This window comes from Streptomyces sp. UNOC14_S4 (assembly GCF_020740835.1).
GTDB lineage: Bacteria > Actinomycetota > Actinomycetes > Streptomycetales > Streptomycetaceae > Streptomyces.
The window spans coordinates 1-20713 of record NZ_JAINFC010000074.1 but is presented as its reverse complement, the minus strand read 5'-3'; the positions used below and the strand labels follow the sequence as shown (position 1 = coordinate 20713).

Annotated in this window: 27 protein-coding genes; 13 read left to right on the top strand and 14 right to left on the bottom strand. The window is 70.2% G+C overall.

Annotated features, from left to right (window positions below):
* The first annotated feature begins 119 nt into the window (after window positions 1-119).
* A complete protein-coding gene (locus K6I34_RS09805) occupies window positions 120-305 on the top strand; it encodes a hypothetical protein (protein WP_229324294.1) in 186 nt (61 codons plus the stop codon).
* A 90-nt stretch (window positions 306-395) separates the two neighbouring features.
* Here the strand turns inward: K6I34_RS09805 and K6I34_RS09800 are convergent, their stop codons facing one another.
* Window positions 396-1619, bottom strand: coding sequence for an acyl-CoA dehydrogenase family protein (locus tag K6I34_RS09800; RefSeq protein WP_229324292.1), 1224 nt, complete (start codon window positions 1617-1619; stop codon window positions 396-398).
* Window positions 1620-1684: 65 nt separating this feature from the next.
* A complete protein-coding gene (locus K6I34_RS09795) occupies window positions 1685-2260 on the bottom strand; it encodes a flavin reductase family protein (protein ID WP_229324290.1) in 576 nt (191 codons plus the stop codon).
* 243 nt (window positions 2261-2503) lie between these two features.
* On the opposite strand from K6I34_RS09795, the gene K6I34_RS09790 reads away from it, so the two are divergent.
* Window positions 2504-3193: a FadR/GntR family transcriptional regulator gene (locus tag K6I34_RS09790; protein ID WP_229324288.1), complete on the top strand. Its 690-nt coding sequence runs from the start codon at window positions 2504-2506 to the stop codon at window positions 3191-3193.
* Window positions 3194-3245: 52 nt separating this feature from the next.
* On the opposite strand, the gene K6I34_RS09785 is transcribed toward K6I34_RS09790, so the two are convergent.
* The 6 genes from K6I34_RS09785 to K6I34_RS09760 all read right to left on the bottom strand — a co-directional run bounded on the left by K6I34_RS09785 (window position 3246) and on the right by K6I34_RS09760 (window position 7807).
* Window positions 3246-4016, bottom strand: a complete 771-nt coding sequence (locus tag K6I34_RS09785; protein ID WP_229324286.1) for an NAD(P)-binding domain-containing protein — start codon at window positions 4014-4016, stop codon at window positions 3246-3248.
* A 120-nt stretch (window positions 4017-4136) separates the two neighbouring features.
* Window positions 4137-5021 carry an aminoglycoside phosphotransferase family protein gene (locus K6I34_RS09780; RefSeq protein WP_374230865.1) on the bottom strand — a complete coding sequence of 295 codons (885 nt, stop codon included), beginning with the start codon at window positions 5019-5021 and terminating at the stop codon, window positions 4137-4139.
* A gap of 76 nt (window positions 5022-5097) precedes the next feature.
* Entirely contained in the window at window positions 5098-5904 is an 807-nt protein-coding gene (locus tag K6I34_RS09775) for a sterol carrier family protein (RefSeq protein ID WP_229324284.1), read from the bottom strand.
* Between the two features lie 72 nt (window positions 5905-5976).
* Window positions 5977-6864: an MBL fold metallo-hydrolase gene (locus K6I34_RS09770; RefSeq protein ID WP_229324282.1), complete on the bottom strand. Its 888-nt coding sequence runs from the start codon at window positions 6862-6864 to the stop codon at window positions 5977-5979.
* A 305-nt stretch (window positions 6865-7169) separates the two neighbouring features.
* Window positions 7170-7466, bottom strand: a complete 297-nt coding sequence (locus tag K6I34_RS09765) for an MTH1187 family thiamine-binding protein (RefSeq protein ID WP_229324280.1) — start codon at window positions 7464-7466, stop codon at window positions 7170-7172.
* Window positions 7463-7807: a DUF3817 domain-containing protein gene (locus tag K6I34_RS09760; protein WP_229324278.1), complete on the bottom strand. Its 345-nt coding sequence runs from the start codon at window positions 7805-7807 to the stop codon at window positions 7463-7465. The genes K6I34_RS09765 and K6I34_RS09760 overlap by 4 nt, the downstream gene beginning before the upstream one ends.
* A 187-nt stretch (window positions 7808-7994) precedes the next feature.
* Here K6I34_RS09760 and K6I34_RS09755 point away from each other — a divergent pair, with 187 nt between their 5' ends.
* From K6I34_RS09755 to K6I34_RS09730, 6 genes are all read left to right on the top strand, one after another.
* Window positions 7995-8633 carry an AIM24 family protein gene (locus K6I34_RS09755; protein WP_229324275.1) on the top strand — a complete coding sequence of 213 codons (639 nt, stop codon included), beginning with the start codon at window positions 7995-7997 and terminating at the stop codon, window positions 8631-8633.
* Entirely contained in the window at window positions 8633-9283 is a 651-nt protein-coding gene (locus K6I34_RS09750) for an AIM24 family protein (protein WP_229324274.1), read from the top strand. Before K6I34_RS09755 ends, K6I34_RS09750 begins: the two co-directional genes overlap by 1 nt.
* Window positions 9280-10059, top strand: a complete 780-nt coding sequence (locus K6I34_RS09745) for an AIM24 family protein (protein ID WP_229324272.1) — start codon at window positions 9280-9282, stop codon at window positions 10057-10059. Before K6I34_RS09750 ends, K6I34_RS09745 begins: the two co-directional genes overlap by 4 nt.
* A 95-nt stretch (window positions 10060-10154) precedes the next feature.
* Window positions 10155-10631 (top strand): MarR family winged helix-turn-helix transcriptional regulator, encoded by a 477-nt coding sequence (locus K6I34_RS09740; protein ID WP_229324298.1) that lies wholly within the window; start codon window positions 10155-10157, stop codon window positions 10629-10631.
* Between the two features lie 168 nt (window positions 10632-10799).
* On the top strand, window positions 10800-11636 hold the full coding sequence (locus tag K6I34_RS09735) for a helix-turn-helix transcriptional regulator (protein ID WP_229324270.1): 837 nt from the start codon (window positions 10800-10802) through the stop codon (window positions 11634-11636).
* Window positions 11636-11818: a DUF397 domain-containing protein gene (locus K6I34_RS09730; protein WP_229324268.1), complete on the top strand. Its 183-nt coding sequence runs from the start codon at window positions 11636-11638 to the stop codon at window positions 11816-11818. Before K6I34_RS09735 ends, K6I34_RS09730 begins: the two co-directional genes overlap by 1 nt.
* Window positions 11819-11853: 35 nt before the next feature.
* Here K6I34_RS09730 and K6I34_RS09725 read toward each other — a convergent pair whose 3' ends face one another.
* From K6I34_RS09725 to K6I34_RS09700, 6 genes are all read right to left on the bottom strand, one after another.
* The gene (locus tag K6I34_RS09725; protein WP_229324296.1) at window positions 11854-12366 is read right to left on the bottom strand and encodes a GNAT family N-acetyltransferase; all 513 of its coding nucleotides are present in this window, start codon (window positions 12364-12366) and stop codon (window positions 11854-11856) included.
* A 30-nt stretch (window positions 12367-12396) separates the two neighbouring features.
* The gene (locus K6I34_RS38615) at window positions 12397-13965 is read right to left on the bottom strand and encodes an asparagine synthase-related protein (protein WP_229324266.1); all 1569 of its coding nucleotides are present in this window, start codon (window positions 13963-13965) and stop codon (window positions 12397-12399) included.
* Window positions 13966-14034: 69 nt separating this feature from the next.
* Window positions 14035-14196: a hypothetical protein gene (locus K6I34_RS09715; RefSeq protein ID WP_229324265.1), complete on the bottom strand. Its 162-nt coding sequence runs from the start codon at window positions 14194-14196 to the stop codon at window positions 14035-14037.
* 194 nt (window positions 14197-14390) lie between these two features.
* Complete coding sequence (locus tag K6I34_RS09710) at window positions 14391-15242, bottom strand: helix-turn-helix transcriptional regulator (RefSeq protein ID WP_229324263.1); 852 nt, start codon at window positions 15240-15242, stop codon at window positions 14391-14393.
* 24 nt (window positions 15243-15266) lie between these two features.
* The gene (locus K6I34_RS09705; RefSeq protein WP_229324261.1) at window positions 15267-15797 is read right to left on the bottom strand and encodes a DUF6879 family protein; all 531 of its coding nucleotides are present in this window, start codon (window positions 15795-15797) and stop codon (window positions 15267-15269) included.
* Entirely contained in the window at window positions 15766-16020 is a 255-nt protein-coding gene (locus tag K6I34_RS09700) for a hypothetical protein (protein ID WP_229324259.1), read from the bottom strand. The genes K6I34_RS09705 and K6I34_RS09700 overlap by 32 nt, the downstream gene beginning before the upstream one ends.
* A gap of 791 nt (window positions 16021-16811) precedes the next feature.
* Here K6I34_RS09700 and K6I34_RS09695 point away from each other — a divergent pair.
* From K6I34_RS09695 to K6I34_RS09675, 5 genes are all read left to right on the top strand, one after another.
* Window positions 16812-16919, top strand: coding sequence for a keywimysin-related RiPP (locus K6I34_RS09695; protein WP_229324257.1), 108 nt, complete (start codon window positions 16812-16814; stop codon window positions 16917-16919).
* A gap of 172 nt (window positions 16920-17091) precedes the next feature.
* Window positions 17092-18984, top strand: a complete 1893-nt coding sequence (locus K6I34_RS09690; RefSeq protein WP_229324255.1) for a lasso peptide isopeptide bond-forming cyclase — start codon at window positions 17092-17094, stop codon at window positions 18982-18984.
* A gap of 4 nt (window positions 18985-18988) precedes the next feature.
* Window positions 18989-19246, top strand: coding sequence for a lasso peptide biosynthesis PqqD family chaperone (locus K6I34_RS09685; protein WP_229324253.1), 258 nt, complete (start codon window positions 18989-18991; stop codon window positions 19244-19246).
* A gap of 61 nt (window positions 19247-19307) precedes the next feature.
* On the top strand, window positions 19308-19766 hold the full coding sequence (locus K6I34_RS09680; protein WP_229324251.1) for a lasso peptide biosynthesis B2 protein: 459 nt from the start codon (window positions 19308-19310) through the stop codon (window positions 19764-19766).
* Window positions 19767-19770: 4 nt separating this feature from the next.
* A partial coding sequence (locus K6I34_RS09675) for an ABC transporter ATP-binding protein (protein WP_229324249.1) occupies window positions 19771-20713 on the top strand: 943 nt, incomplete at its 3' end.

Below are 20713 nucleotides of genomic sequence, written 5' to 3'. Positions count from 1 at the left end.
CTCCATCGGACTTGAGTTCCCGGGACCACTCGGTGGGGTCGTCTCTCCCGTGCGACGCATGCCCAACACTCGGCAGGAAAGCCTCAGTTGGTTCCAATCGCACGGGAGAGGAAGAACCAGTGCTCAAGCGTCTGGGTTTCTATGTCATGACCGGCTTCCTGCTGATCTTCGGGTCGTCGGCGGTGGCCTACGCCCACGACAACCCCCAGGCTCCCGGCGGCCTCTCGCTCCCGAAGGCGAGCGAGGTCCTGCCGGGCGCGGTGACCGCCGTCCACAACCTGACGAGGAGTCACGGCGCGGGCTGACCCGCCCACCGCGGCGGCACCGCCCCCCTCCGGCGGTGCCGCCGCCCGCGTGGCCGCGCGGTCAGGGGCCGTACGGCCCGGGTCCGCCTGTCACAGGAACGGCGTGATCTGCTCCTCGATGCCCAGCAGGGCCTTGCCGTAGATCTCCAGGCCCACGGCGGGGGTGGCCACCGCGTGGCGGCCCGCGGCGTTGGCGTCGCGCCAGATGCGCTGGAGGGGGTTGGACTCGGCGAAGGCGCCGCCGCCGTGGACGTTGAGGAGGGTGTGGATGGCGTCCAGGACGTTCTTGATGGCGTACCCCGTGTCGGCCCGTATGCGGGCGCGGGTGACCATGTCGAGGGAGGCCGCGCGGGCGGCGCCCTCGTCGATGTCCGTCGCGGCCCGCTGCAGGTGCAGGTGCGCCGTGTCGATCTGCAGGGCGGCCTCGGCGATCTGCATCTGTACGGCCACCGACTCCGCCTGGGTCTCGTAGTAGGTGTACGAGACCGGCTTGGTCGCCGCCTTCTCGGTGACCAGCTTCAGTGCCGCCCGGCCCATGCCGATCTGGGCGGCGCCGATGGCCACGTTCAGGACCGCCGAGAAGCTGGAGCTGAACAGCCCGCCGGGGGCGTGCTCGGCGGGCACCACGCCGTTGATCGCGCCCGGTACGGACATGATGCGGTGCTCGGGTACGAAGACGTCCTCGGCGATCAGGCAGTTGCTGCCGGTGCCGGCCAGTCCGGCGACGTGCCAGACGTCCTCCATCGTCAGCTCCGTGCGGGGGACGAGGACGAGCGCCTGGTCGACGACCTCGCCGTTCTCGTCGGTCACGGGCATGCCCAGGATCGCCCAGGTGGAGTGCCAGGCACCGGAGTTGTAGTACCAGCGGCCGGACATCCGCCAGCCGCCCTCCACCTTGCGGCTGGTGGTGGTGGGGCTGAAGACGCCGCTGACCCGCGCCCGGGGGTCGGTGCCGAAGACGTCCTCCTGGGCCTGGGTGGAGAACAGGGACGCCATCCACTGGCAGGTGTTGATGACGGTCACGATCCATGACGTGGAGCCGTCGCCCTCCGCGAGGGCGGCGGACACGTCCAGCAGGGTGCGGATGTCGGCCTCGTGCCCGCCGAAGCGGCGCGGCACGGTGAGCCGGAACAGGCCGGCGGCCGTGACCGCCTCGATCACCTCGTCGGTGACCTTGCGGTCCGCCTCGATCCGGGCCGCGTGCTCGCGCAACAGCGGCTGCAGCGCGACGGCCCGCGCCACCAGTTCGGCGGCGGTGAGGGCTGGCGCGGGCGCGGACGCGGTGGCCGGGGCGGAGTTGTCGGTGATGGTCATGTCTCTCTCCACAGGGTCGTGCGGATCACGGTTGACGGGAACGGGGGTGGCGGATCGCGCGGTGCTCATCGCGCCGCCGCGGCCGCGACCGCGGCCGTCGGTGCCTCCGCGGTGGCGAACGCCGAGTGCGTGCCGAAGACGCGATGGCCGTAGACCAGCGGCGCCGCACCCGTGGCCGTACGGAGACGGACGGCCGTCCCCAGCAGCAGGAGGTGGTCGCCCCCCTCCACCACGGACGTCAGCTCGCACACGAGCCAGCCCGGCGCGTCCGACAGGCGCGGCAGCCCGTGGTCGTACTCCCACCGGACCTCGGGGTCACCGAAACGGTCGGCCCCCCGGCGCGCGAAGCGCAGCGCCAGCCCGTCCTGGCCCGCGCCGAGCACGTTCACCCCGAACCGCCCGGTCGCGAGGACGCGGGCCAGCAGTCCGGAAGCGCGGTCCAGGGCCACGGACACCATCGGCGGGCGCAGCGACAGCGAGGCGAAGGCGCTGACGGTCGTCCCGTAGGGCAGGCCGCCTTCCGCGGCGGTCACGATCGTCACCGGGGCGCAGACCCCGGCCATCAGATCCCGGAAGTCCTGTTCGTCCACCGCCGCGTCCGCCGTAGCGTGTGTCGGCTCGTGCGTCGTGTCGTCCACCATGCCCCCTCGAATCCATCATGATGATTATGGTGATCATGCATGTGGCTTTTCCTGGGCGTCAAGAGGTGCGATGCTATTCGTCATAATCAATTCTGGTGAGGGTCGGGGTCGACGACCGGGAGCCGAGGAGGCCGAGTGGAAGCCGCGGACGACAGCAGAGGCGGACGCCCACCCGTCGGGCAGGGGCCGGGGCAGGGGCGCGGGAGCCAGGGGGAACGCGAGACGCGTGAGTCCCGCGAGCACATGGAGCCCCCCGCCTTCCGGCGCGGCGAGTGGGAGCGCGCGACGGGCTCCCGGGCCGAGGTGGCCGCCGAGTACGTCGCCGCGCTCGCCGCGCGCAAGAACCCGGGGGAGCGGCTGGGCACCAAGGAGGAACTCCGCGCCGCGTGCGGGGTGTCCGTCGGCACGTTCAACGAGACCCTGCGGCTCCTCCAGTCCCGCGGCCTGGTCACCGTGCGCCCCGGCCCGGGCGGCGGCCTCTTCGCCGCCGAGCAGTCACCGATGCGCCGCCTGGGCCACTCCGTCCTCGCGCTGGACACCCACCAGCCGGACGACGTACGGGCCGAGGAGGCCCGGCGCATCCGCGACGCCCTCGGCCCGCTCCTGGTGGAGGACGCCCTCTGGCACGCCTCCCCGGCCGACATCGCCGACCTGCGGCGGGAGTTGGCGGAGCTGAGGCGGGCGGCCGAGGCGTCCGACCCCGCCGCCTTCGCCGCCGCCGACCACCGGCTGCGTACGCGACTGGCGGCCGTCAGCCCCAACGCGCTGCTGCGGTCGTTGTACGGGACGCTGCTACCGCTCGCCGAGGCCGGCGCCGACGCGTCCGACGCGCTCGGCGGCCTCCAGGACCGCTACGACCGGCACGCCGCCCTCATCGACGCCCTCGAAGCCCGTGACCGCGCGAGGGCGCTGGAACTCACGTGCCTGTGCTGACGGTTCGTCGCACCCTGACTGTGCCGACGCGACTGGACGTGACTGGACGTGACTAACGGAGGTCGGACAGGAGCGCGTCGAGTGCCTTGGTCAGCGCCTCGGAGTTGGCCGTGTCGAACCAAGTGGTGCGGATGCGCTCGTTGATTCCGTTCGGCGTCTCGTGGTCACCCGCGAGCTGATGCAGGGAGCGCGCGCCGTCGCCCAGCGTGCGCCCGACACCCTGGAAGAGACCGCGGATGTAGCGGTCCGCGTCCTCGGAGGGGATGCCCTGCCGGGAGGCCCAGTCGGCGAGTGTGGCCAGGTACCGGTAATGGGTGGTCAGGGTGCCCGTCAGCGCGGAGAAGACGCCGAAGTCCGCTTCGTCCGCGACCGGGAGCGCCTCGCCGAGGCGGTCGAAGAGGGCGTCGGCCACCGGATGAGAGGGGTGGGTGACGGTGACGGACCGGCGCTCGCGCACCTCGGGCAGCGGGATGGCACGCACCAGGGGAGCGCCGGTGCCGAGTATCCGGCGCAGTTCACCGATGCCGACGCCGGCGATCACACTGACCACGACGCGGTCGCCGTCGATCCGGAGCCCGGCGAGCGCCTCGGCGCGGTCCACAGGGCGGACGGCGAGGATCACCACGTCGGAGCGGTTCACCACGTCCTGGTTGTCGGCGCACACCCGCACGTTCGGATACCGCTGGGACAACTCCGCTGCTGTACCGGCGCCGCGAGGCGAGAGGTAGATCTCCGGCGGCTCCTCGACACCGTCGCACAGGCCCGCCACGATGGCCCGGGCGATCTCGCCCACGCCGATGATCCCGATACGTTTACGTTCCACTGTGTCTCCCACTGTGTCTCCCGTCGTCCTTCCAGCGGTGGTCCGCGGCTCGATGTGGATGATCCAATCAGCCCGAAGATCATCTCGGAGATCATTTAGTGAGGGGTTCCAAGACCCCCCTCAGCCTTCTCCCAGCACCGTCCGGATCACGTGCCGGGCATTGCGGGCCATCGCCGGGTTGGTCCTCCGGTAGTACGGCAGCGCGATCAGCGCCTGCGAGAGCGTCCGCCCCCGGCCGCGTGTCCAGGTCGCGTCGTCCACGCCCAGCGCCTCGCGGAAGACCTCCCTCGCATCGGCCGGCAGCAGATTCCACGCCGGGAACAGATCGCACGCCGGATCACCCACCCCCAGGCACCCGAAGTCGATGACGGCGGTCAGCCTGCCGTCGGCCACCAGCAGGTTGCCCGGCATGAGGTCGGCGTGCAGCCATACGGGCGGCCCGTCCCAGCCCGGGGCCCGCAGCGCCTCCTCCCACACTGCCACGGCGGCATCGCAGTCGACACCCTCCTGCGGGATCCCGCGCAGTTCCTCGATCGCCGCCCGGGTCTCCGTGTCGAGCGAGGCCACCGGCCCGCCGCGATGGGCCTGCGGCGCACCCGGCAGGGTGATGCTCCGCATTGCCGCCACGAACGAGGCCAGATCCCCGGCCAGCAGCACCGGTTCGCTCAGCGCCCCCGCCTCGGGATGCTCCCCTGCCAGCCACCGGTACACCGACCACGGCCACGGATACCCCTCGGCGGGCTCCCCCTCCCCGAGCACCTCGGGGACGGGTGTCGGCAGGTGGGGCGCGAGCCGGGGCAGCCACGTCCGTTCCGTCGACACGTCACCGGCTCCACCCCGCACCAGCGGCAGCCGTACGACCATGTCGTCGCCCAGCCGGTACATCGCGTTGACCGTGCCGCCGGAGGGGAGCCGCTCCACCGCCAGGCCCGCCCACCGCGGGAACTGCCCGGCGATCAGCCGCCGTACAAGGCCGTCGTCGAGGGGGTGCATGTCGGGGTGCATATCGGGATGCATCTGCCCTGTGTCCATGGCCATGACATGCCATCCGATCGCCAGGCGCCGACGGGCGTCAAACGCTTTAGCCCAGAATCGGCAGCCACGTGCTCAGATCGCTCCGCTCACCTCTCGCGGAGACCGCCCCCGAGGCCACGGCCTCGGACCAGCCCAGCCGTCCGGTGGCCAGGCGGACCCACGTCAGGGGGTCGGTCTCGACGACGCTCGGCGGGGTGCTCGGACCTGGCGCCGGTACGGTCGCGTACGGCGGTACCCGCAGCTCGGCCGCGGCATCCGGCCCCCGGTCGGCGAAGGCGTCCGCGAGCAGCCGGGTCACCGAGGCCAGCGCGAAGCGGTCGTGGGGGAAGCCGAGGCCGAGCGCGTCCGCGAGGTCGTCCGCGTGGACGACGGTCTCCACGAGCCGGGTCACCAGGAAGTCGCTGAGCAGTATCGGCCCGAAGCGCATGGCGAACAGCCGCCCGAGCTCGGCGGCTTCGGGCCGCGCCAGGGCCCGCAGCAGCCCGTCCACTGCCGCGTCGAAGGCGCTCGCCACGGAGGCCGGTTCCCCGGCGAAGACCCCGGCGGCGTGTTCGCGCGCGTCGGCCTCGACCACGGGCGCGGCCGTCCGTGTGAGCCCGGCCCACGCGACGAGCGCGACCGGCTCGCCCTCCGGTACCGGGTCGTCCATGCGGTGCGACACCCAGTCCACGACGATGCCGATGTGGGCGACGAGCTCGCGGACGTTCCAGTCGCCCAGCCGCGTGGCACGCCCGAGGAGTTCACCGGCCCGCGGGTCGGCGCACAGCGCGCGAACGGCGGCCCGCAGCGCTTCCGCCTGCGCCCCGAGAGCGGCCCGCACCTCGGCGGGGTCGTACGCACGAAGTCCACCCATGAGCGCAGGCTACGCCGGGAACCCTCCGTTCCGGCCCCCGGCGTGCCCTGCCCGAACGGAACGCGCCTGGGACTACCAGCGCATCGCGGTGAAGTCGACGGGGCGGGGCCGGAGTTCCTGGGCGCGTGCTGTCAGCCGCCGCAGCCGCTGGGCCATGTCGTCGGCGGGGAGGTGTCGGCGGTCGCCATGGCCCGGCAGCAGCCACTCGAAGCGCAGCCGGTGGGCGGTCCGGGCCAGGGAGGCGGCCAGTTCCTCGATGGAGTACCAGGTGACGGCGTCGGTCACCTCGATGTCCGCTGTCGTGCGCGACCAGTAGAAGCTGTCGCCGCTGAAGCAGTACCGCTCGTCCGCGAGGTAGAGCACGCTGCCCCGCGTGTGTCCGGGCAGGGGGAAGGCGGTCACCCCTTCGGCGATCTCCGCCGGGTCGGTGCCGCGGAGCACACGGTCGGCGTCCGGGGCGGCGTCGAGGTCACCTTCGTGGATCCACAGCCGGGCGCCGAAGCGGTCGGCGTAGCGACGGCCGTGCGGGGCGTGGTCGCGGTGGGTGAGCAGGACATCGGTGACGGGACCCAGCGCCTCGTAGCGCGCGGCCAGCGAAGTGCTCCAGCGCGGCGTGTCCACCATCATCATGGTGCCGTCGGGGCGTCGTAACAGGTAGGAGTTGGCGCCCGCGGCACGTGGGGAGTTGTGCCCGCACAGGTGCACGGTGTCGTCCAGTGCCAGCGGGAAGGGGTCCAGCGCCGTGTCCAGCCGCCCGGTCGAGGGGCGGATCGACCGGGTGGGACAGGCGTGCGCGGCGGCGTGGAACTGCCGGATCTCGGTCTGGCCGTGCGGCTGGCGCAGGATGACCGAGCGGCCGTCGGCCTCACCGATCAGACCGGGGGCGAGCTGCCGGGCGACGTCGCAGTTCGTGCAGCGCTCGTCCACCTGCCAGCCGCTCTCAAACCCTTCATCGCCCATGACCCACTCCCCTTCGCACCGCGCCCGCCGACCGGCCGCCCGCTCTCAGGGGTATCCCGCCCCGCGCGGACAGAGGAAGAGGGCTTGGCTCTTGTACTTACGGCGCTGCCCTGCTCTGAGGGGAGTTTTAATGGCTTTTATTCGCATTTCCCGGCGTCCTACGGTCAGCCGCCGGCCAGTCGTCCGCGCCGCCGTGAGGTGATCGGGCAGGCCCGGGGGACAGCGACGGCCCCGGTCGGACGACTGCCGACCGGGGCCTGTCCCGGGCCCGGGCCCGGGAAAAAAGGGGGGAGCTCCCTGACGGGTCAGCTCTCCGAGAGGTAGCGCTCCACCGTCGCCACCTTCGACGTGAGGCCGTCCGTCACGCCCGGCCGGATGTCGGCCTTGAGGACGAGCGAGACGCGGCCGCACCGCGCCTCGACCGCCGCGACGGCGCGCTTGACGACGTCCATGACCTCGTCCCACTCGCCTTCGACCGAGGTGAACATGGCGTCCGTACGGTTCGGCAGGCCGGACTCGCGGACGACACGCACCGCGTCGGCCACGTACTCGCCGACGTCCTCGCCGGCGCCGACAGGGGAGACGGAAAAGGCGACGATCATGCGCCGACCACACCCTCCTTGCGGGCGCGGGCGGCGATGACGCTCGCCTCGGCCTCGCGGCGCAGCATGCGCTCGGCGAAGAAGCCGCCGGTGGGCAGGACGGAGAGGACGAAGTAGAGGGCCGCCCGCTTCACGTCCCAGCGGGTCTTGCTCCACGCGTCCAGCCAGAAGATCACGTAGATGATGAAGAGGACGCCGTGGACGCCGCCCATCACCGGCACCGCGTTGAAGTCGGTGGTCCGCTTGAGGACCGAGCAGACGATCAGGAGCAGGAAGGAGATGGCCTCCGGAGCGGAGACCAGTCGGAGCCGGCGCAGGGCGGAGGCGGTCTTGATGTCCACGGGGGGCACACCTTCGGGGTCGAGTGGCGGGACGACTACAGCTTGTGAGGGTATTCACAAGCTGCCGCCCATTCTCGCAGGCACCCTGTCGATCACTGGATCCGGGTTCCGTTCTAATCGGAGATCGGGGTCCGTTCCGGGGCGAAACCACTGTCGAACCGTTACAGAGTCCGGCTAGCGTCATCGCGTGGCTCAGTTTCGGCTCCAAGGGAGCAAAGTTCTCGCCGTCGACCTCTCCGGGGACACGGTCAAGGCCAAGAACGGCGCGATGGTCGCGTACGAGGGCGAGATGACGTTCAAGAAGATGACCGGTGGCGGCGACGGCCTCCGTGGCATCGTCACGCGCCGCCTCACGGGCGAGCACATGGCCGTCATGGAGGTGAAGGGCCGGGGCACCTGCTATTTCGCGGACCGCGCGAGCGAGATCAACCTCGTCACGCTGCGCGGCGAGACGCTCTACGTCGAATCGAGCAACCTGCTCTGCACGGACGGCGGCCTGCGCACGGGCACCACGTTCACCGGCCTGCGCGGCGCCTCCCAGGGCAATGGCCTCTTCACCACCACCGTGGAGGGCACCGGCCAGGCCGCGATCATGTCGGACGGCACCGCGATCGTGCTGCGCGTGACGCCGGGCATGCCCCTCCAGGTCGACCCCGGGGCCTATATAGCCCACACCGGCCGGCTGAAGCAGCACTTCCAGTCAGGGGTCAACTGGCGCACCTTCGTCGGTGAGGGTTCCGGCGAGGCGTTCCAGATCCGCTTCGAGGGCGAGGGCCTGGTCTACGTCCAGCCCAGCGAGCGCAACACGATCGGGGGCGAGCTCTGATGCCGTTCCGGCTCCTCAATTCCCGGATGGTCGAGGCCCGCGTCCTCCCCGGGCAGCGCCTCTTCAGCCAGCGCGGCGCCATGCTCGCCTACAAGGGCGAGGTCAGCTTCACGCCCAGCATCACCGGCGGCCAGGGCGGCGTGATGGGCATGATCGGCCGCCGCATCGCCAACGAGGCCACGCCCCTGATGACGGTCGAGGGCGACGGCACGGTGATGTTCGGCCACGGCGGCCACCACGTCCACGTCGTCGAGCTCAACGGCGAGACGCTCTACGTCGAGGCCGACCGCCTGCTCGCCTTCGACGGCACGCTCCAGCAGGGCACGATGTTCATGGGCTCGCAGGGCGGCGTGATGGGCATGGTCCGCGGCCAGGTCACCGGCCAGGGCCTGTTCACGACCACCCTCCAGGGCAAGGGCGACGTCGCCGTCATGGCGCACGGCGGCTTCATCGAGCTGCCGATCGTCCCCGGCCGCCCGGTCCACGTCGACCCCCAGGCGTACGTGGCCCACCGCGGCGACGTCCGCAACAAGCTCTCGACCGCGCTCGGCTGGCGCGAATTCGTCGGCCGCGGATCGGGAGAGGCCTTCCAGCTCGAACTCTCGGGCCAGGGCACGGTGTACGTACAGGCCTCGGAGGAGAAGCTGTGAACGGTCCGGTCATCCACGACGCCCAGACGCTCCCGGCCGGTGACAACGTCAACGCGTACGCCTTCAGCGTCGAGCTCACCAACAGCCGCTGGTTCCTCCAGAAGGGGAAGATGATCGCCTACTACGGGCGCATCGACTTCCACGGCATCGGCCACGGCGTCCTGGAGCACATCATCGCGGGCAGCTTCCACTCCCCGATGCACGCCGCCGACTGGGTCGTCGCCGAGGGCCAGGGCAAGATGCTGCTCGCGGACCGCGCCTTCGACATCAACTCCTACGACCTCGACGACGGCAACCTGACGATCCGCGCGGGGAACCTGCTCGCCTTCGAGCCGAGCCTCGCGCTCAAGCAGTCGATCGTCCCCGGCTTCCTCACCCTCATCGGCACGGGCAGGTTCGTCGCCGCGTCCAACGGCCCGGTGGTCTTCATGGAGCCCCCGATCCGCGTCGACCCCCAGGCCCTCGTCGGCTGGGCCGACTGCCCGTCCCCCTGCCACCACTACGACCACCACTACATGCGGGGCTTCCTCGGCAATGTCCGCGCCTACACGGGCATCGGCGGCGCGTCGGGGGAGGAGCACCAGTTCGAGTTCGTCGGAGCGGGTACGGTGCTGCTCCAGTCGACGGAACAGCTCAAGGACGACATCCCGACCGGCGAGACCCCGGACGAGGCGGGCATCCCGCAAGCAGGCCGGAACGCAAGCCCGCACAATCAGCCATCCATACCCCGCATGCCCGGCCAGCTGGGGGACCTCCAGCGCCGCTTCGGGCTGTGAGCGGTACTCTGCGGAGGGTGACGGTCGAACGCCTGATCTCACCCCTCCATATTGGTTCACCTTTCAACTTTCTTAGGTAGAATTCCTCTATGTCTATGGACACCGAGAACGGCACCCGCTGGCTCAGCGAAGAGGAACAGCGCGCGTGGCGCGCCCATCTGGAAGTCAGCCGTTTGCTGATGCACCAGCTCGAACGGGACCTCCAGCCCTTCGGGCTCACCAACAACGACTACGAGATCCTGGTGAATCTCTCGGAGTCCGAAAACCACCGGATGCGGATGAGCGACCTCGCCACCGCGACCCTCCAGTCGAAGAGCAGACTCTCCCACCAGATCACCCGTATGGAGAACGCCGGCCTCGTCCGCCGGGAGAACTGCGAGTCCGACCGCCGCGGCCTCTACGCCGTGCTCACCGAGCAGGGCTGGGAGACGATGCGGAAGGTGGCGCCGCATCATGTGGCGTCCGTGCGCGAGCACTTCATCGACCTGCTGAACGAGACGGAGCTCAAGGCGCTGTACGGCTCCCTGCTCCCGATCGCGCAGCACCTGCGTCAGACGCGGGGGCGCGTCTGACGTCCTTTCATGGATATATGCGGCGGGGGCCCTCGGTGGGTGCCCCGCCGCGGCTTTTCCGTCACCCGTGCGGGGTAAGTCGTTTCGAACCGGGGCCGGTTCGGGGCTTGCCGCTCCTAGCCTCCGTTGGTACCTGACGGTACGTACGGAAGAGCGGGTGGGGTTTCGATGGCAGCATTGGGTGCGCGGAGCACGAAGACGGTTGCACCGGTCGAGCCGCCGATCTCGTGGCGCTACTGCGGCAGCCAGATGATGATGTGGCGCACCGAGGCCGGAGTCAGCCGCGAGGAGCTGGCGGCGGAGGCGGGGTACGTCCCGGAGTCGATCAAGTCGATGGAGCAGGGGCGGCGCAAGCCGGTGCTCCGGGTGCTGGAAGTCGCGGACCAGATGTTCGGCGCGAACGGGAAGCTGAAGGCGGCGCACCCGTATCTGCAGGCGGACCGGCCCAAGGCGCGCAACGAGGAGTTTCTTGCGGCGGAGCGGGACGCCATCGCCCTTCATGCGTACCAGATGGTGCTCGTTCCGGGATTGCTTCAGACCGAGGAGTACGCGCGGGCCCTCATCGGTAGCGCCTGCCCGCCGGTGGATCAGGAGACGATCGAGCGGCGGGTGGCGGATCGATTGCAGCGGCAGAAGATGCTGACGGAGAAGCCGGACGGGATGTTCACGTTCGTGATCTATGAGCTCGCGCTCCGTACGGGAGTCGGCGGTCCGGATGTGATGAAGAGGCAGGTTCAACACCTCTTGGAGGTCGCTGAGTTGCCTAATGTGGCACTTCAGATCCTCCCCGCCGAGCAGGGGGCGTTCGGGTGGCTCAGTGGGACGATGGTCATCCTGGAGAGTCCGGAGTTCATGCGTCACGTCTATACGGAGCATCATGGTGACAGCACCCTGCATGTAGAGCCGGAAAAAGTCAGCGCCTTCGTCAAGCGCTACGGGATGCTCCAGGCGCAAGCTCTGAACCCCACGGAATCAACTCATTTCCTCGGGAAGTTGACTGAGTGATGAAGACCTCCAAGTCCAGCTACAGCAATGACGCCGAAGGGGGTGACTGCATAGAAGTCACCCCCCGCCCGCAAGCCATCCACATACGTGACTCCAAACGAACAGGCGCCCCCGGGCTCCCCCTCCCCGAAAGCGCCTGGTCGGCATTCGTCACGTATGCGGCGGCATCCCTGACCGCCTGAGGCGTGTCCGACCGGGGCAGTCTCGAACGGGCTCCTTACAGCGCCGCGAACCGCTCTTCGAGATCCGTGATCCACTCGGCACGGCGGCCCATCAGGTAGACCTTGTTGTGTGTCCGCTGCACCTCGTGCAGCAGCTCGAATCCCTGCGTCTCGTTGTACCTCACGAGTCCGGGGAAAAGGCAGCCACGCCGAACCCATTGCTTCTCCTGCTGCGCGGCCCTGTCCACGGCCCACAGGGCCATGACGGTGCCCGGCTTCTTCTCCCGATAAGCCGGGTCGGTCACCGACGTGTACAGGTAGTGCGCCGACTCGCTCAGCTCGTCCTCGGTCCAGCCCCACGGTGGGGTGTGCTCCTGCACGGTGGTGCACCCGATGACCTTTCCGTCCTCGGCGAGGACCCACACGTCCCCGTCCGGGTTCTCCGCCTGCAGGGCCAGTTCGGCGGCGTTCTCCCGCCAGCTCGGAAGGCCCCGGTCCTCCAGCCACGTGGAGCGGGCGAGGATCAGGTTCTCGACGGCGGGAATGTCGGCCGCGGTGGCCGGACGCATGGCGAACACGTTGTCTCCTGAGGGCGGGGGTTACAGGAACGCCGTGGCGGCGAGGTGCAGGTCCAGGACTTCGAGGAGCTGTGCGTCTCCGTCCTCGCGGTACGGCCCTTCGGTCAGCCGACGGACAGCCTTGCGGAGACCGTCGGGGTCCACGAGCCGTTCGTCGAAGAGCGGCGAGCCGTCCTTGAGCATCCGGGCGAACATCGGGCGCGCGATGGTGGTCAGCGAGTGCTGAACGACTTCCGCGAAGCTCTCCCGTTCGCGGGACTCGGTGACATCAGGGCTCAGCCCGAGAGCAGCGAGTCGGCGGCGCTGGAGCTGTTTCAGCTCGCGCCAGTCCATCGGCAGCCATTCGCCGAGCTGCACCATCCCCGGGTCCGCGAACGGATGCACGGGCCAGATACCCGACCGCATGAGTACCGGAGCCGTGGTCTCCAGCGACAGCAAGGTCATGCTGTTGATGGCGGCAGGCGGGGCGATGCCGTCGTCGGCGTACTCCAGAGCCGACCGTGCCCGCTCGCTGATCCAGGGCAGGGCGTCACTGATCTCACCCATGGACTTGTGCGGGTACTCGGCCTGCGACAAGGCCACCATCTCGTCTCCGCCGAGCCCGGTGACGACGACCTTGGCGCCTTCCTCGGCCAGGACTTCCGTGAGCCGGGTGAAGGGGAGGTGAAGCGGCTCCTCGTACGGGCTGATCATCTTGCCTCGTACGCGGGCGCATGCGGGCGACAGCGGCGGGTGCTCCATGGCATCGACGAGATAGTCCGGCTCGGCGAACGGAAGTGCCTTGACCATCTCCGACCGCCTTCGGATCTGGCTGTCGCGCCCTGGCCCGGCGATGAGGAGAGCAGCAGTCGGGAACCGGTTCGGGTAGCGCTCGGCAAGGCGCGTTCCCACGGTGCCGGAGTCGAAGCCGCCTGTGAGGTGAAGCACCGTGCCCACTGAATCGATGGGCCGTAGATCAAGGGCGTTGTCCATCGCTTCCACGAACGCCCCGAGGACATCGGCATCCGGGGCCAGTTCGCGCGGGCCGCTGTGCAAGGCAGGTTCGGGATAGCGCAGGTGCAGGTGACCGCCGTAGACGGCGGTCGTGCGCTCGGTCACCCGGTGGATGCCCCGGAACACGGTCTCGGTGCTGTACCGGGGCCGGTAGATCAGCAGCCGGGCAACCTCCCGAGGGCTCAGGCCCTTCGCGTGCCTGGCGAGGTCAGCCATGTCCCATGAGCCGTAGAGGGTCGTCGCGTCGCTCGCGACGTACAGCGGTGCGATACCACCGGGTCCTGCGGTGACACGGCACGGAACGTCGGGGGCGGTCTCCACGAGCACGTAGTCCGTGGGCCACTGCTCCACGAGCGCGCGGGACTTGTCGAATTCTCCGGGGCTGACGCTACGGGGAAGGCTGGGCTCGGCCGCGTCACGGCCGACGACCCGTTCACGTACGACGATCAGCGTGCGGGTTCCGTCCGTGACGGCGGCCTGTTCCACCATGGGGTGCTCGTAGGGCGTGATCTCGCTCGTCCTGTCGGCGGTGACGTAGCGACGGCCGTCCCACGTCCATGTCACGTTCGAGTACGGGGTGACACATAGCTTGATCACATGCTGTCCCTTCACGAGGGCCCGAGGGGCAAGGAACGACCGGCCCCTCGGGCATGGAGATCGACAGACTCAGGTGGCGGTGGTGTCGTACGTCTTGGCACCGTCCGACGAACCCGCGGTTTTCTTGTACTCGTGCGTCTCAGCCGGCGACTGAATCCGCCGGTTCGCCTTGGTCGTGAACAGCTTTTCGAAGCGGCGTTCCCGCTTCACCGGGGGTGTGAAGTCGTTCACTCCTGTCCCTCCTCGTGCTCAAGCAACGCCGTGCAGGTGTCGGTGGCAGGTGTACTTCGGGTGCTCCATGTTCCCCGGAGGGAGGTCGGCGCCGTCGTCCGTCCCGCCCAGGCCGCGGGCGTCGCATCCTGAGGAGTGCCACGCTAGGGAGGCAGAAGCTGTGATTGCCAGAAAGTTGCAACGAGTTGCAGATGTCACCCGAGAGTTTCGATCGCGGAGGCGATCAGTGACCGTGCATGTGCGCCGTACACGGCCCGTTTTTGCAGCTCGGCGAAGGTCTTGAGGTAGTCGCGCACCTCACCCGGGGCGGTCACGGTCACTTGGGCGGTCAGCAGCTCGACGGCCACCTGTTCGTCGTCGTAGATGTTGAACGTCTCCACGGGCCAGATGATCCGTCGGCTTTCGAAGGGGATGATGCCCAGGCTGACGGAGGGCAGAGACATCACCGACAGCAGATGCCCGAGCTGTCCGGCCATGGTCTCCTCGTCGCCCATCCGGTGCCGAAGGACGTTCTCCTCGAGGAGCATGACGAATCGGTGATTGCCTTCGCGGAGTACACGCGCCCGTGCGAGCCGGGCCGCTACTGCCTCGGGGATGTCGTCCGGGAGGTCCCTCAGCCAAGCGGCTGACGCAAGGGATGCTGTCACGTAGCCCTCGGTCTGAAGAAGACCGGGGATGACGTCCGAGCTGTAAACCCGGTGGAGTCTGGTGCGCTCATACAGCGGGACAAGTCCTTCTTGGAGATGCCGCAGCGTCTTCTGCTTGTGGACTCGTCGCCACTCGACATACATGGACTCGACGGCTCGGTTCGCCGCGATAATGTCCGCGGCCTGGTCCTCGGCGCCGCAGGCAGCACACCACGCTCGAATGTCAGCGTCCGAAGGTGCCGTTCTGGCATTCTCGATCCGTGATGACTTGGCTTTGTGCCAGCCGCAGCGAACAGCCAGATCACCCCCGGTGAGTCCTGCATCCCGCCGGATCTCCTTGAGCCGGCTTGCCAACGCTTCACGTGCTGCCTGGGCACTGGACGAAGGGACGATAGGCATGATCTGGCAATCCGTCAGTGTGCTCTAGACCTTGTAGTTCTCGTGTGGAATACCCCGCTCCCACACCAGGTCGAAGGCATTCAGGCACAGCCTGATGACGTTGGCGTCCTCGGTGAGTTGTTCCCCCGCGTCTCCTCCGTCACCGGTGAAGTGGTGGAAGCGGACGAGGTGGGCATCGAAGACCCAGAAGTCGTTTCCGGGGAGCGCGATGTCCGATGCCTGTCCACGTGGTAGCCACCTGACCTGTTCCCCCGCAGTGACGTTGGTGAAGGTCTCCGAGTGCTCGTACTTGATGTACTCACTCACCGGCTCGGAGACGATTCGGGCCCTTCGCATCACGACTCCACGCGCTACGGCGTGAGAGACGATGTCGTGCCATGGGCGCCACCACGACTCGCGATCGTCGGGGTTGAGACGGTGGCCGGCCTTCCAGGCCGCGAACCCGGACTTCTCGTAGTCCACGGCGTAGGAGTCACGCATCTCCAGGTGCACCGCAGAGTACTTGGCCGAGTCCAGCAGTTCTTCAAAGCTTGCCTGCTGCTTCCTCCGCTGCATCGCATGCCTTCCTGATGATGTCGATCATCCGGTACGGCATCCGGATGACTGCTTCGTCGTCGGAGCCGGGGCTGTTCTTCCGGCACTCGGCCTGGATCTCTTCGTTGGCCAGCCAGCCCTGGAAGAGGATGTCCGGCTCGGGTTTCACGTCAACATCCACCCATGCTGCCGGGCACTTGTCTCCGGTGGTGTTGGGGTCGATCCCGATGAACAGTAGTGCCATAACTGCCTCCCGTGTCGAGCCCGTTGCGATCAGTCGCATGACGATCGTCCTGGCGCCCGAGGCGCGTCAAGGGGGCGAGTGACGAGTGGTCCGAGCGCCCCTCGCGCACGTCGTCATTCATGAGCGCGGAGCCTGTGGGTGCGGCCGGGTGGGGGCGGTCGCGCGCCCCTGCCCGGCCCCCGCGCTGCCGTCCGTGCCGTTCGAGCCGTGCGGGTGAGCGCTCGGTCCGTGTGCCCCGGCGGCAGCCGGGAGCAGGGATTCCGTAAGCTACCGCGCCGCCCCCGGGGAGGGGGCACCGCATCAACATCCGGCACCCCCCGAAGGCGCACCGCATGAACATGCGGTATCCGGGTCGGACGCGGTGTCCACGATCCGGGTGGGTCCCCGGCGTTCGGGCCCGCCCCCGCTTCATGGGCCCATGCAGGCAGTTCGTTCATGTTTGAGCGGGGCGTAGGCGGGTTGCCCCTGGTCATGCGCCTGCCGCGGGCACGAGAAAAACGAATCACCGCGCCTCGCAGATGGCGTACGCCCCTCCGGGCGCAACGCCTCGCGCACTGGCGGACGCTCCGAGCGCGCGCCCCGGGCGCACACTCAGCCGCGTCGCATATTCATTGCGGCCTTGCGATTGTCCTACTTACTTTGAGTGCTGCGCGGACCGACCGCTCGAGGGCCCCGAGAGGGCGTCCTCAAGGTCCGCCGGGCAGGCGCCTGTTGAGCACAGCCAGCACGCACAGTGCGTCGATCGCGTCGAGCGACCGACGCATCGTCCCCAGAAAAGAAGGAGAAAAGCCATGACGTACGAGCGTCCCACCCTCGCCAAGGCCGGCAGCTTCCGCAAGGTGACCGGCGCCGGGATCAAGGGTCCGAAGGACGTGCTGGGCCTCAAGAACCTGGTCTGAGCCGGGGCGGGCCGCCCGCACCCGCCGACCCTGCGGGCAGCACGCAGCACACCGGGTCCGCCGCTGAGCCGGCGGCCTGGTAACCGGGTGGTGGCCTGCCAGGCCACCACCCGGTCCCCTGATCCCCTGACCCGTCTCGCCCCCGCCCCCTCGTACCCGAAGGCCGTGGCCCATGGACCAGACCCTGTCCCTCCAGACCGTCCCCGCCTGGTTCGTCGTCCTCCCCGACACCGACGCGGCGGCGCCCCTCGCCCGCGCGGTGCTCCCCTACTCCCACCGGACCCTGTGTCATGCCTCCGGCCGCCCGTGGATCGTCGGCCGCTGGGCGCCGGACGCCATGGTGGTGGGCGAGCACGGGGACACGCGTGTCGCGGTGACCGGGGAGCACGCCGTCACCCCGTGGCAAGCCCGGCGGGCCTCCGCCGCCGTGGCCGGTTCCCGTTCCCCCGACGCGCTGGACCGGGCCGCCGACTGGCCCGGCAGCTTCCACCTCGTGGTCAGCCGGGGCGGTGACGTCCACGTCCAGGGCTGTGCGGTGGGCCTGCGCCGGGTGTTCCGTACGACGGCCACCACGGCCACGCCGTCCGGGACGGCCCTGGTGAACGTGGCCGCCGACAGGGCCGACGTCCTCGCCGAACTCACCGGTGCCGAACTCGACCCGTGCCGCGTCGCGTTCGCGCTGCTCACCCATGGCGCGCCGTACCCCTGGGCGGGCGAGCCCCTGTGGCGGGGGCTGTACGCCGTCCCCGGCGGCCACCGCCTGACCCTGACCGCCGACGGACGCGCCCGCACGGCCTGCCGGTGGTCGCCGCCCGACCCCGTCCTCCCGCTCGCCGAAGGAGCCGTTCGCTTGCGCGAAGCGCTCGTCGAAGCGGTCGGGATCCGTACCCGGGGACGCGACCTGATCAGCACGGACCTGGGCGGTCTGGACTCGACGGCCGTGTGCTGCGCGGCGGCACGCGGGGAGGCGAAGGTCGTCGCCTACACCGCGGGTGCCCACGACGTGGCGGGCGACGACGTGTACTGGGCCCGGCGGACGGTCGGGGCCCTGGAGGGCGCCGTCGAACACCACGTCGTGTCCGCCGCCGACATGGCGCTGACCTTCGACGGCATCGACACCCTCGCCGACGTCCTGGACACGCCCAGCATCGCCATCGTCGACCGCAACCGCCGTATGGGCATCGTGGAACTGGCCGCGGCCCGCGGCTCCGGGCTGCACCTCACCGGACTCGGCGGCGACGAACTCCTGGCCGGGACCCCCGCCCGGCTGCACACGCTGCTCCTCCGCCACCCCCGCACCGCCGCCCGTGCCGTCCGGGGGTACGCGGCCAAGTACCAGTGGGCGCGCCGGGAAACCCTGGGCCAGCTGCTCGACCGACGCGGCTACGCCTCCTGGGCCGAGCGGGTCGCCCGCGAGCTGACCGCCCCGGAGAGCCCTCCCGAAGAGCCGTTGCTCGACTGGGCGGTGGCGTCGCGCATGCCTCCCTGGGCCACGGCCGACGCCGTCGCGGTCGTACGGGAACGCCTGAGCGGCGGCCCGGCCGCGCCGCCCCGCGGCAGGAACCGGGGCGAGCACCGCGAACTGGTCGCCATGGACAGCATCTCCCAATGGGCCCGGCACATCGGGCAGATGGCGGCCCCGCTGGGCATCGGCCTCTCCGCCCCCTACTACGACACCCGCGTCATCGACGCCGCCCTCGCCGTCCGCACCGGCGAACGGATCACCCCCTGGCGCTACAAACCCCTCATCGTCGAGGCCATGCGCGGCGTCGTCCCCGAAGCCTCCCGCACCCGGGCCACCAAGGCGAACGCCACCCTGGAGGAGGAAGCGGGGCTGCGCGACCACCGCCGGGCCCTGCTGGCCCTGTGCGAGGACTCCCGGCTGGCCCGGCTCGGCCTCGTCGACGCCCGCGTGCTGCGCGACTGGTGCCGCCGGTCCCTCACGGCGGAGACCGGGAGCTGCCTGCTGCACGCGACGATCGCCTGCGAAGTGTGGCTGCGCTCCCGGGAGATGACGCCCCGCCCGGCCACCGGACACGGAACGACCGGATACGGAACGAGGTGAACCCGTGCTCACTCTGAAGCCCGGCATCCTGCTGACCGAGACCGAGTACGGCATGGCCCTGCTCGACCAAAGGAGCGCCGAGTACTGGACGCTCAACCCCACCGCCGCCCTCGTCCTGCACACCCTGCTGGGCGGGCACGGCACCGAGCGGGCCGTGGAGCTCCTGACCGCGCAGTACGAGGACATCGACCCGGACACGGCCGCCGAGGACGTCCGCCAGATCGTCGACGACCTGCGTTCCGCGGGTCTCGTCACGCCGTGACACGGGCGGGGACACGTCCCCGAGCCGTCAGGTATCGCCCGTCCCGACCGGAGAGGCAGACATGTCGATACAGGAAGCGGTGCCCTATGACCCCCGCTCCGTTCCCCTCGGCCGCCGCTGTGTCGCGCGGCTCGCCGTGGGCTGCGCCCATCTGCTGGCGGTGCTGCCGCCGCACCGAATACGTACCGTCCTGACCCGGCTGCGCGGCGGGTCCCGGCCCGCCACCCTCGCCGAGGCGAGTGCCGCGCGGGAGACGGTGCTCGCCGTGAGCCTCGCCGCCGGAGGGCAGAAGGGCTGCCTGGTCCGGTCCCTGGCCACGGTGCTGCTGTGCCGCTGGTACGGGCAGTGGCCCACGTGGTGCGTGGGTGTGCGCGTCCGGCCGCCGTTCGCCGCGCACACCTGGGTGGAGGCCGAGGGCGTCCTCGTCGGCGAGGGGGCGCCGTCCGACTACTACCGGCGTTTCTTCGCCGTGGAGTGCCCGCGGAACGCCCGCAGGACGACCGCGGATCGGGCGGAGTGAGCCGATGACCGTGGCACCCTCCGCCGGGGCCGTCGCCGGTACCGCACCGGGGGAGCCGACGACGGTCCCGCCCGCCGCCCGGCCCGGCCACCGGGCCCTGCTGTCCCATCTGCGCCCACAGCGGGGCCGCCTGGCCACGGGCGTCGCCGTCGGCCTCGCGGGCAGCGTCCTCGGCCTGGCCCAGCCGCTGGCCGCCAAACGCATGGTGGACGACCTGGGGCAGGGGAGCCCGGCCCTCGGCCCCGTCGCGCTCCTGAGTCTGCTGGTGATCGCCGGAGCCGTGCTCGCGGGTCTCGGCCACTACGTCCTCCAGTGCTCGGCGGAGAACGCCGTCCGTACCGCCCGCTGCCGGCTGGCCGACCGCCTGCTGCGGCTCAGGGTGCCGGTGGTCGAGAACACCGAACCGGGCGATCTGATCACCCGGGTCACGTCCGACACGACGCTGCTCGGCCAGACCGCGCCACAGGCGGTGTCCGCCGCGGTCAACGGCACGCTGGTCACCGCGGCGACCGTCGTCATGATGGGCCTGCTCGACCCCGTCCTGCTGTGCGCGACCCTGGCGGTCGTGGCCTTCGTCGGCGTCCTCGTCGCGGTCGTGGCCCCGCGCATCGGCCGGGCCACCCGTACCACCCAGGAGGCGGTGGGCCGCATCGGCGCCGCGCTGGAACGGGCCCTGGGCGCCTTCCGCACCGTCAAGGCGTCGGGCGCCGAACGCCGGGAGGCCGAAGCGCTGCACCGCGCCGCCGAGGAGGCCCGCCGCACCGGGGTGCGGGCCGCCGGGTGGGAGGCGGTGTCGGCGATGGCGACGGCGGTCGCCCTCCAGATCTGCTTCCTCGTGGTCCTCGGCGTGGGGGGCGCCCGGGTGGCCTCCGGGGCCACCAGTGTCTCGACGCTCGTCGCGTTCCTCCTCTACCTCTTCGCCCTCGGCCCGCGGATCGCGCAAGTGG

What these genes read in the sequence shown, in the direction of transcription:
- K6I34_RS09800 (WP_229324292.1), bottom strand. Translation starts at nt 1,619, where the DNA reads ATGACCATCACCGACAACTCCGCCCCGGCCACCGCGTCCGCGCCCGCG.
- K6I34_RS09795 (WP_229324290.1), bottom strand. Translation starts at nt 2,260, where the DNA reads ATGGTGGACGACACGACGCACGAGCCGACACACGCTACGGCGGACGCG.
- K6I34_RS09790 (WP_229324288.1), top strand. Translation starts at nt 2,504, where the DNA reads ATGGAGCCCCCCGCCTTCCGGCGCGGCGAGTGGGAGCGCGCGACGGGC.
- K6I34_RS09780 (WP_374230865.1), bottom strand. Translation starts at nt 5,021, where the DNA reads ATGCACCCCGACATGCACCCCCTCGACGACGGCCTTGTACGGCGGCTG.
- K6I34_RS09775 (WP_229324284.1), bottom strand. Translation starts at nt 5,904, where the DNA reads ATGGGTGGACTTCGTGCGTACGACCCCGCCGAGGTGCGGGCCGCTCTC.
- K6I34_RS09770 (WP_229324282.1), bottom strand. Translation starts at nt 6,864, where the DNA reads ATGGGCGATGAAGGGTTTGAGAGCGGCTGGCAGGTGGACGAGCGCTGC.
- K6I34_RS09765 (WP_229324280.1), bottom strand. Translation starts at nt 7,466, where the DNA reads ATGATCGTCGCCTTTTCCGTCTCCCCTGTCGGCGCCGGCGAGGACGTC.
- K6I34_RS09750 (WP_229324274.1), top strand. Translation starts at nt 8,633, where the DNA reads ATGCCGTTCCGGCTCCTCAATTCCCGGATGGTCGAGGCCCGCGTCCTC.
- K6I34_RS09740 (WP_229324298.1), top strand. Translation starts at nt 10,155, where the DNA reads ATGGACACCGAGAACGGCACCCGCTGGCTCAGCGAAGAGGAACAGCGC.
- K6I34_RS09735 (WP_229324270.1), top strand. Translation starts at nt 10,800, where the DNA reads ATGGCAGCATTGGGTGCGCGGAGCACGAAGACGGTTGCACCGGTCGAG.
- K6I34_RS09730 (WP_229324268.1), top strand. Translation starts at nt 11,636, where the DNA reads ATGAAGACCTCCAAGTCCAGCTACAGCAATGACGCCGAAGGGGGTGAC.
- K6I34_RS09725 (WP_229324296.1), bottom strand. Translation starts at nt 12,366, where the DNA reads ATGCGTCCGGCCACCGCGGCCGACATTCCCGCCGTCGAGAACCTGATC.
- K6I34_RS09710 (WP_229324263.1), bottom strand. Translation starts at nt 15,242, where the DNA reads ATGCCTATCGTCCCTTCGTCCAGTGCCCAGGCAGCACGTGAAGCGTTG.
- K6I34_RS09705 (WP_229324261.1), bottom strand. Translation starts at nt 15,797, where the DNA reads ATGCAGCGGAGGAAGCAGCAGGCAAGCTTTGAAGAACTGCTGGACTCG.
- K6I34_RS09700 (WP_229324259.1), bottom strand. Translation starts at nt 16,020, where the DNA reads ATGGCACTACTGTTCATCGGGATCGACCCCAACACCACCGGAGACAAG.
- K6I34_RS09695 (WP_229324257.1), top strand. Translation starts at nt 16,812, where the DNA reads ATGACGTACGAGCGTCCCACCCTCGCCAAGGCCGGCAGCTTCCGCAAG.
- K6I34_RS09690 (WP_229324255.1), top strand. Translation starts at nt 17,092, where the DNA reads ATGGACCAGACCCTGTCCCTCCAGACCGTCCCCGCCTGGTTCGTCGTC.
- K6I34_RS09680 (WP_229324251.1), top strand. Translation starts at nt 19,308, where the DNA reads ATGTCGATACAGGAAGCGGTGCCCTATGACCCCCGCTCCGTTCCCCTC.